An 8,994-nucleotide genomic window follows, 5' to 3' on the forward strand; every position below is an offset into this window, starting at 1 on the left:
TCTGTTCTGCTCCAAGAACTACCAACCTATACTGAAACATATAGGTGTCATTGATGAAAAGTACAATATTTTGTGCAACTACACGATTACTGCATACGGCAAGGACATAGAACCTAAAGTCCCATCAATAAATCAATCTATTAAAACGTTAAAACGATTATCTGATATTGTTGGTACCAATAAGATTCTCTGGAGATATGATCCAATTCTTCTGAGTGAAAAATACACTGTGGAAAAACATCTGGAAACATTTGAATATATGGCCGAAAAGATCTCACCATCAGTTTACAGATGCATCTTCAGCTTTGTAGATATGTACAAAAAAGTTGAAGAGAACATGCCTGAAATAATTCCATTAACTCTGGATGATAAAGAGAGGTTATTGAAAGGAATCGGTGAGATATCAAAAAAATATAATCTCTACACTCAATCATGTGCAACAAATGAAAGCTATGAACAATATAACATTCATGCTGCCGGTTGTACCACTCGTGAAATTTTAGAACAGGCACACAATGTAGTTTATAAAAATGTTAAAGCTAATGGAATTAGAGAAAACTGTCATTGCATTCCATCAAGAGACATAGGTGCTTACAATTCCTGTTTAAGTGAATGCAAATATTGCTACGCCAATCGAAAACCTGAAATTCCCAAAAATGTTATAAAACTGCATGATGAGAAATCTCCGTTGTTGCTTGAGCATCTTAAAGAGGAAGATAATTTAATTGATACAAAGGCAATAAGATATATTGAGCCAAGACAAAAAACTTTATTTGATTTTTAAGTTATTAACTATAAAACAAATGTAACTAAAAAGTAGTAGATAATTCATTTACTTTTTAATTTTTTTTGTTCGTATTGTGCCGAACAAATTTCACTAAAAGTAGTAGATAATTTGAAGTGTGTTATGCCAACAGCAACATGAAGCTGGTCAAAAGGAATCAAAAGTTGCATAATCCGGATTCACCATTGCTGATTGGTGAAGTTAGTGATGGTGATGTTGTAATAGAAGTCAATGAGTCTAGTTATATTGATTCATAACGAAGATTAATGTAATGGCTAAATTTTTCTTCTTAATTCATAGGAGATATATTCGTGGCACAGTGATGGAAAATTTTTTTTAATTTTAAAACTAATTTAGTATTATGAAAAAGTTTTTGAGTGTTGTATTAAAATTCCAATGGAAAACAATAATAATCATTTTTGCATTACTGATTATTCAGACATTTTTTCAAATGGAGATAATTGATTTGTTCAGCATAGCTTTAACTGGAGTTAAAGAACAGAAAATAGGCTTGCTTTTCAAATCAGGATTATACATGTTAGTGTATACTGCCTTTGTGATGATTTCCATTTATGCTGTCTCTTTTCTCTCAACAAGAGTGGCTTCAAAAGCAGCATATACTGTACGTGAGAAAATATTTCATATTCTAATGAACTTGCCTGATGAGGAAATTGCCAACTTTAAAATTTCAGGGCTAACCACACGGTCGACCAGAGGGATGTCCTCAGAACAGGGATTTATAGTGATAATACTCACACAATTAATGCTGATTCCAGTTACGCTCACAGCAATTATATATGAAATAGCATTGATTGATGGGACTTATGCGATATTCTTCTTGTCATTTGTTGGTGTTATTGCCCTTCTCGTAATTTTTAGAATGAAACAAATTGTTAAAATATTTTTCAGAGCTAAAAAGACATATGGGAAGTTAAACCTGATGTTTCTCTCCAAAATCACCGATATTGCCCTCAAGATTCCATTTAATAAACAGGAGTATGAAGTTGAATTTGAAAAGGCATGTGAGAATTCATATGATAAAAACGTTAAGTATATCTTAAGCCAATATTACCTGGGCCCAGTATTATTATGGGGTTTATATGCTGTTGTTCTGATTACATTTGCAATGATTAATTCCGGATACACTATTGGCTTTGAAACTGACAGTGTAATTGATTCATTTATTATTCTGATATATGTTGCATACTTCGTTTCTACCTTGACATTTGTTCCAGCTTTAATTGACAGGTGGCCACGTGCATATGCCACTTCCGTGCGTTTAGAGGAAGTCCTGAATATTGAAGATAAAATCATAAAATCTGAAAACACAAATGATAATCCAAAAGAAATAGAAATCGCTGAAGGTGATATTGCTTGTGAGGATAAGGGCATATGGGCTGAAAGAAAAGACATCCTCCAAAAATTCCGCACAATATTGAAAGACGATAAGGCCAAAACAATAATATCAATGATTTTACTCACGGTATCTACATTGTGCATGGTTTATGCTCCTAAAGTTGCAGGAAAGACGGTTGATTTATTGAGTTCTAACATGAATTCATCTAACGATTTTGCCATCTACACTAATCTTGCCTTGTTGTTGGCATTATATTCTGTAGGGTATCTGTTTAAAGTACCCCCAAAGAGAATCATGGGAGTTATTGGTGAAAAGGTTGCATATAATTTAAGAATGAAATTATTTGATAAACTTGATGCTGTTGGTTCAGGGTTCATTCAGGAAAATTCAAAGGGTCAGATTCTATCTCGATTGAACAATGATGTGATGAACATCAGGGAGTTTGTCTCTTCCCGTATTTCTGAAATTTTTGCGCAAATCCTATCGATAGTCCTTGTAATGGTATTGATGGTGATGACAGACTTTAGATTGAGCTTGGTATATCTGGCTATATTGCCGGTTTATGCCATCTGCTTTTATATATGTGATGTTAAATCTAGAGTCTATTATGATGGTCATCAAAAGCAGTTGGGCCGATTGATGAGCTATTTTGAAAGAGGTCTGTCAAATCGTAATTCATTCCATGAAAAAGGGTTTAAAAAAATCAATCAAACTGTAATTGACTATTATGCCAAATCCCGAAATGTTACTAATGTTATGGAGCCTATTACAACCTTTTTAACAAATGTAAGTAATATAACTGTTTATATGGCAGGTGTTTACTTTTTATCAGTTAATGAAATACAGCTGGGAACCTTATTGGCAGTTATTATGTATGGACAATTGATGACAAAACCTATTAAGAAACTAAGCGCCTCAATGGCTTCTATTGAAACTGCATTTTCAAGCATCAAGAGGATATTTGTGATTATTGACTATCAAAAAGAGGAATAATTGAATTTCAATCATGCAATATGTATTGGACAGCTTTGATTGCTTTACGCCAATGTCTTATCCAAAATACGTAATAACTCTGATGATGTGAACATGCCTCATGATGGAATTATTCATATGTATTTAATCGATTTAAGGGATAATGTAGTGATTTAATCAAGATTCATGAGTTGCCAGATTCTCCATACGGATTTTCTGTTCATTTTTGAAATTGCTCTTTGGGTTGGGATTTCCATGGGACAGACATCTTCACAGGAAATTGATTTAACACAATGTGAAAAAAACCTTTTTTTATATTTTTTTTTCATATTTTTCAAGTGCTCTTCATCACTTTCCTGATTAACTAATTTTGATGCCGATACGGCAGCAGGTGCTCCTACAAAATCGCCTAACTTATAATTGGGACAAACTTCTGTGCAGCACCCGCACATCAGGCATAATGACATTTCATATTCAAAATCCAAATCTTTTGGATTGTATTCAGAATCGTTTTCAAGCCATAGCTCACATTCTGTCATTGCATCAAACAGAATTGATCTGTCGACTTTTAAATCTTTAACTAATGGAAATTTGGACAGAGGTTCAATTGTAATCTGATTGTATTCTATAACCATCCTTTCCTCATTTAGAAATGTTTTGCATGCAAGTTTAGGTTCTGAATTGATAACCATGGCACATGCACCGCAAATGCCTTGAAGACAGCTGCAGGAATATTCAATGGGGATGTCCAACTTTTCAAGCAGGGTAATGACTGATATGTTTAAATCGCCGTCATAGTCGAATATCTGATAATCGTCATCAATTTTAATCTTCACCTTCATGTTATCACAATCTCCCCGTCATCATACATTGCACAGATGGATTTTTTATACCTGTCATCGCTTTCGGGATAGTCAGTCCTTTGATGAGCTCCTCTCGATTCCTTTCTCTCCAGTGCTGATAAAATGCTTGCCTTTGAAAGAATCACTAATAATTTTACTTTAAGATAATCATAATATTTTGCATTGACATTTATGTCTAGATTATCCAGCCTGTCCAGTGCAGCCATCAAATCGCCTTCATTTCTGTAAATTCCCATGGAATCGTTCATTATCTGTGATATTTCGCTTAAAGTATCCTGCAGGGATTTATCCTTTGGAGCATATGATTTAAATGACTCCAATTCTTCATCGATACTGTTGATGACATTTCCTTTTGGCTTTTCCAAAACAGCATTTTCTGCTGAAATCCATCCTCCATGAACAGCTCCCAAAAGTGAATTTCCTCCCAGTCTGTTTGCTCCGTGATACTGGCATGAGCATTCGCCTGCGGCATACAATCCCTTGATGTTGGTTTTATGATTTTCATCGGTCTGGATTCCTCCCATGAAATAATGGACTGCGGGAAATATTGGAATTGGGGTTTTTAAAGGATCCAAATTCAGATATTTATCACATATTTCATATACCTCATCCAGCTTGACTTTAACTGTATACTCATCCAAATGTGTCAAGTCAAGATAAACGTCCTTTTTACCACCATCCGAAACCTTGAAAATGCTTCTTGAAACGACATCCCTCGGCATCAAATCAGCAAGCTCCGGATAGAAATCCTTCATGAAATACCACGGTTTGCCGTCCTTCATCACAAATAGTTTTCCTCCTTCACCACGTGCAGCTTCGGTTATAAGCATTCTTTTTTGAGGGGTCTTAACTGTGGTCGGGTGATACTGAACCATTTCCAGATTGGCTAATCTCACGCCCTGTGTAAACAGTTTTGCAGTAGCAAATCCGTCATTTTGAGTTGATCCAAGTATTTTTCCAAAAAGTGAATTATATCCTCCGGTAGCGATGATGACTGCATCTCCAATAAAAGATCTTAGTTCCTGTGTATCTTCATGGATGCAGTTGATGCCGCAGCATTCATTTTCGTCGGTAAAAATCAGTGACAAAAATCTGTATCCTACAAAACGCTTAATTTTACCTTCAGTTTCTCTTTTACGGCATGAACTGACAAGAGCAGAGACTATCTGCTTCCCTGTTCTTGATCCGGCATACACGGTTCTTTTTTTCTTTTGGCCTCCGAAGTTTCGCATGTCAACATTGCCATTTGCGTCACGGGAAAAGCTTGTGCCTATCCTTTCAAGCCAATCTATAATTTGAGGTGCATCAGAGGTTAGCATTTCCACGGCCTTTTCATTGTTTATTTTACAGCCTCCATTTAATGTATCTGTGAAATGCTGGTCTGTTGAGTCATTTTCCCTTTTGGTATTAAGTGCTGCATTTATTCCTCCCATTGCCATCACTGACTGTGAGCGTTCAGAATAATCGGGAGATATCAATGAAACGTTTGCACCATTATCACCGGCTTTAATTGATGCTGTTAAACCGGCAATGCCTGCTCCAACTACGATTATGTCTACCATAATGCACCTCCAACATAATACATTACTTCACCAAGAATCAGGACAATCAATATTATCAATACTGCCCAGTTCACCTTTCGTTTAAAGTTCACATGTTCGTCCTTGTTTTCAAGAAATCCTAATGATATCATGAATTTAGGAATTGAAACTCTTAAATGCACAGCTATTGAAACAAACATTAAAGTATCAACTATAAAATGGTATAAACTAAAATTAAATGTGCTTTGTTCTCCCAGCGGATTGAAGGAGTATCCCAATATGTGCAGGCTTACAAAAACAATTATCATGATTCCGGAAATCAGCTGCTGTGTTGTATCGGAAATCAAGTTGGGGTATCTGTTTACACCTCTTGACTTGTCCTTAAAGTAGAGATACATGCTTATGATGATATGTGCAACTACAGGATAAAACAGACGTCTTCCAGTTATTTGAAAATCTGGAGAATAGCTTATAATACCATACAGATACAACAGAGATAACACTGCATGATTTAAAAGCATCAGCACAATTACAATAATCAATAATGTGTTTATTTTTCTAAGAGATATCATCAAATATTATATTTAAAATCGTTAATTAATAAAATTTTTGATGAATTCTACTTAAAGAGGATATTAAAGCACAAATCGTAATGAAAATGGCTAATATCAATATTAAGGATTTATTATTTATTAAAACAGATATTATTGGGAATACATAAAACATTAAAGCAACAAAATGGCCAAATTTTTCATAGACAAGTGTTTCATCGCTGGTTTTGAAAAATTCAATTAATTTTAAGATAATTATCACTAAAAACCATGCCGGAATCAAATCAATTAAAATCAGGGCGAATGTGGAAAGGATAATGAATATAAAATCACAGATTACATCAAACTTTGCACCATCATCAGATGAAAGATTGTATTTTCTTGAAAGCCATCCGTCGCTAACATCAGAAATTGCTGTTAAAATAAATATGGCAATCAGATAAGTCGTGTTTAAATCAAACAGGACACAGAATAAAAATAAGAATCCGAACAATATTCTTAAGGATGTTATGCAGTTAATCAATAATCTGTTCATCTTAATCAAAATCGCATTTTCTTTTAAAATATATATTATATAAATTAGTTCTTTGATGTTAAATAATTTTTTCTAAAAAGATATTGAACAATAATTAAATTGTGATGTTAATTCTGAATTGATTTTAAAGTTTTTTTTTACTTTCAAATCATTTTAATATTAGCATTATGGTGGGCTTATTTGATACGCAATATTTGCTCGTAACTATCAAACAACTCTAACTAAAAAGTAGTAGATAATTCATTTACTTTTTAATTTTTTTTGTTCGTATTATATAGAACAAATTTCACTAAAAGTAGTAGATAATTTGAAGTGCGTTATGCCAACGCCAACATGAGGCTGGTTAAAAAGAACCAAAAGTTGCATAATCATAATTCGCCATTGCTAATTGGGGAAGTTAAAGATGATGATGTTGTAAACGAGGTTAGGGAACCTAGCTATATTGATGTACAATCTAAGTTGTTTTAAATACTTCTAAATGGATATATTCCATTTTTTTCATAACTGTTCTTAAGCCAGTATGTGAAAATAGGGTCTGTAATTTGATATTTGTCATTTGCATATTCAATTAAATCGTAATCTAGAAGGCGATTTAGTGGTCTGTTTAGTGATCCGCTGGTTACTTTGAGGTAATTTGCTACTTCTATTCTTTTTTTTGGATTTTCAAGTAGTGAAATTATGATTTTTTGTTCTTGAAATGTTAATTTAGACCACATGTATATGAAATGGATAGCGAGATAATCAATTGAATCCTTGAATAATTCAATGATATTATTTTCAGTTAAGGTTATGTTTTCGGGAAGATATTTTGCAAATATATTGATGTAATATGGAATTCCACGTGTACATTTGTAAAATCTTTCAAATCCATCATCATCGAGCTGTATGTTTCTTGTCATTGATTTAATATAGTTTTTAGTGGTTTGTTTTGAAAATGGTTGAATTTCAATTGTCAGCATCCTTCCTCCAAATGCTCCTTGATTTCCATTCAAATCATTTATTAAACTATCTTTTAAGCTCATGCTTCCGCAAAATAGGTATGCAACATTTTTTTGTGTTTGGATGAAACTGCGCATATACCATAAAAATCCATTCAGTTCCTTATCTAAATCTTTCATTAATTGGATTTCATCAATGAATATGAAGACTCCTTTTAGTTTATCCTTATTTTCTTCATAAATTTTTTGAGGTAATTCCATTACAAATTCCGCTAATTTTTCATAATTGTCTTCGCTTTCGAATATTGGAATTGGAATGTGTTCGTAGGATAAAAGTTTATCTATTTTGAAATTTTTTGTTTTAAAATATTTTTCTATTTGCTTGTTGATTGTTTTTAAGCCAAATTCTTTTGAAGATTTGATAATTGAGTCATAGATTATTTTTATTATACTTGCTCTTGTGAGGTTTTTTTGTTGGTATGCATCGCTTCTGGATAAATCGATGTCTACAACTAAATATTCTCTTTTGAATTTATTTTTGATTTTTTTGATAAGTGCTGTTTTTCCAACCCCTCTAATCCCTGTTAGGAGTATTGTAGGCGAAGAGTTGAATTCAGTGCTGATTAATAAGTTTGATAATATGTTGATTTCATCTGTTCGGTTGAAAAATTGTGTTTCGGTTAAATTTGCATCAGTTATGCTTGCAATTTCATCCATTTGTTTCCCTCATATAATGTATTTTTCATTATATAATGTCATATATTGTATTTTGAATTATATAATTAATTTTTCATTATGTGTTGTAATATAATGTATTTTTCATTATATATAATATTGATTATTTTTTTAAATATGAAACAAAATTCCCTAAGTGGTGGATAATTCCACTACTTTTTTACTATTATTTGCTCGTATCATATCAAACAAAAATCAAAAATGTAATAAATAATTTAAAGAGTGTTACGCAAACAGCAACATGAAACTGGTCAAAAAGAATCAAAAGTTGCATAATCCTGATTATCCATTGCTGATTGGTGAGGTTAAAGATGATGATGTTGTAAATAAGGTTAATGAACCCAGTTTTATTGATGCTCAAACTAGATTAATGTAGTTATTAACTTAGGCATTGAATATTTAAAGTTTATCCGAAAGCATTTGAAAATCAATCTTACAGAGAATTGCGGTATTCTTGCATTATTATAATAAAAATCCAATCCAAAAATTTAATCGTTTGGAAAGCAAATATAAAATTAAGTTCATGTTTAAGTTTGAATGTTAAAATATTTTTTAAAATTAATATGTTGGAGGATTAATAAATATGAATGAAAAGGCTAACGAAAATTCTTGGATTCCATTAATAGTTGTGGCTTGTGCTTCCTTTATTATAGTGTTGGACTCTTTCTTCATGAATGTTAGCATTTCTCGAATTGTTGTTGATTTGAATGCTGATGTT

9 protein-coding genes are annotated in these 8,994 nt (G+C 32.6%); 4 read left to right on the forward strand and 5 right to left on the reverse strand.

Annotation, left to right across the window (positions count from 1 at the left end; translation table 11 throughout):
• Both QZV68_RS09160 and QZV68_RS09165 read left to right on the forward strand, forming a co-directional pair.
• Positions 1–784 (forward strand): DUF1848 family protein (locus QZV68_RS09160; protein WP_296880707.1); only part of this gene is annotated, 784 nt, incomplete at its 5' end.
• Between the two features lie 451 nt (positions 785–1,235).
• Complete coding sequence (locus QZV68_RS09165; protein WP_296880708.1) at positions 1,236–3,134, forward strand: ABC transporter transmembrane domain-containing protein; 1,899 nt, start codon at positions 1,236–1,238, stop codon at positions 3,132–3,134.
• Between the two features lie 152 nt (positions 3,135–3,286).
• On the opposite strand, the gene QZV68_RS09170 is transcribed toward QZV68_RS09165, so the two are convergent.
• Genes QZV68_RS09170 through QZV68_RS09185 form a run of 4 tightly spaced genes read right to left on the reverse strand, consistent with a single transcriptional unit; the run spans position 3,287 to position 6,603 of the window.
• Complete coding sequence (locus tag QZV68_RS09170; RefSeq protein WP_296880709.1) at positions 3,287–3,955, reverse strand: 2Fe-2S iron-sulfur cluster-binding protein; 669 nt, start codon at positions 3,953–3,955, stop codon at positions 3,287–3,289.
• On the reverse strand, positions 3,952–5,538 hold the full coding sequence (locus QZV68_RS09175) for an FAD-binding protein (RefSeq protein ID WP_296880710.1): 1,587 nt from the start codon (positions 5,536–5,538) through the stop codon (positions 3,952–3,954). Before QZV68_RS09175 ends, QZV68_RS09170 begins: the two co-directional genes overlap by 4 nt.
• Positions 5,532–6,089: a hypothetical protein gene (locus tag QZV68_RS09180; RefSeq protein WP_296880711.1), complete on the reverse strand. Its 558-nt coding sequence runs from the start codon at positions 6,087–6,089 to the stop codon at positions 5,532–5,534. Before QZV68_RS09180 ends, QZV68_RS09175 begins: the two co-directional genes overlap by 7 nt.
• Positions 6,090–6,114: 25 nt before the next feature.
• On the reverse strand, positions 6,115–6,603 hold the full coding sequence (locus QZV68_RS09185) for a CDP-alcohol phosphatidyltransferase family protein (RefSeq protein ID WP_295596472.1): 489 nt from the start codon (positions 6,601–6,603) through the stop codon (positions 6,115–6,117).
• A 312-nt stretch (positions 6,604–6,915) separates the two neighbouring features.
• On the opposite strand from QZV68_RS09185, the gene QZV68_RS09190 reads away from it, so the two are divergent.
• Positions 6,916–7,071 carry a hypothetical protein gene (locus tag QZV68_RS09190; protein WP_296880712.1) on the forward strand — a complete coding sequence of 52 codons (156 nt, stop codon included), beginning with the start codon at positions 6,916–6,918 and terminating at the stop codon, positions 7,069–7,071.
• Here QZV68_RS09190 and QZV68_RS09195 read toward each other — a convergent pair.
• A complete protein-coding gene (locus QZV68_RS09195; protein WP_296880713.1) occupies positions 7,068–8,258 on the reverse strand; it encodes an ATP-binding protein in 1,191 nt (396 codons plus the stop codon). The genes QZV68_RS09190 and QZV68_RS09195 overlap by 4 nt on opposite strands.
• 259 nt (positions 8,259–8,517) lie before the next feature.
• On the opposite strand from QZV68_RS09195, the gene QZV68_RS09200 reads away from it, so the two are divergent.
• Positions 8,518–8,652 (forward strand): hypothetical protein, encoded by a 135-nt coding sequence (locus QZV68_RS09200; RefSeq protein WP_296880714.1) that lies wholly within the window; start codon positions 8,518–8,520, stop codon positions 8,650–8,652.
• The last annotated feature ends 342 nt before the right edge of the window (positions 8,653–8,994 follow it).

It is taken from the genome of uncultured Methanobrevibacter sp. (assembly GCF_902801725.1).
GTDB lineage: Archaea > Methanobacteriota > Methanobacteria > Methanobacteriales > Methanobacteriaceae > Methanocatella.

Bases quoted from the DNA above. Each gene is read 5' to 3' on its own strand.
- QZV68_RS09185 (WP_295596472.1), bottom strand. From the start codon at position 6,603: ATGAACAGATTATTGATTAACTGCATAACATCCTTAAGAATATTGTTC.
- QZV68_RS09200 (WP_296880714.1), top strand. From the start codon at position 8,518: ATGAAACTGGTCAAAAAGAATCAAAAGTTGCATAATCCTGATTATCCA.
- QZV68_RS09175 (WP_296880710.1), bottom strand. From the start codon at position 5,538: ATGGTAGACATAATCGTAGTTGGAGCAGGCATTGCCGGTTTAACAGCA.
- QZV68_RS09170 (WP_296880709.1), bottom strand. From the start codon at position 3,955: ATGAAGGTGAAGATTAAAATTGATGACGATTATCAGATATTCGACTAT.
- QZV68_RS09165 (WP_296880708.1), top strand. From the start codon at position 1,236: ATGGAGATAATTGATTTGTTCAGCATAGCTTTAACTGGAGTTAAAGAA.
- QZV68_RS09195 (WP_296880713.1), bottom strand. From the start codon at position 8,258: ATGGATGAAATTGCAAGCATAACTGATGCAAATTTAACCGAAACACAA.
- QZV68_RS09180 (WP_296880711.1), bottom strand. From the start codon at position 6,089: ATGATATCTCTTAGAAAAATAAACACATTATTGATTATTGTAATTGTG.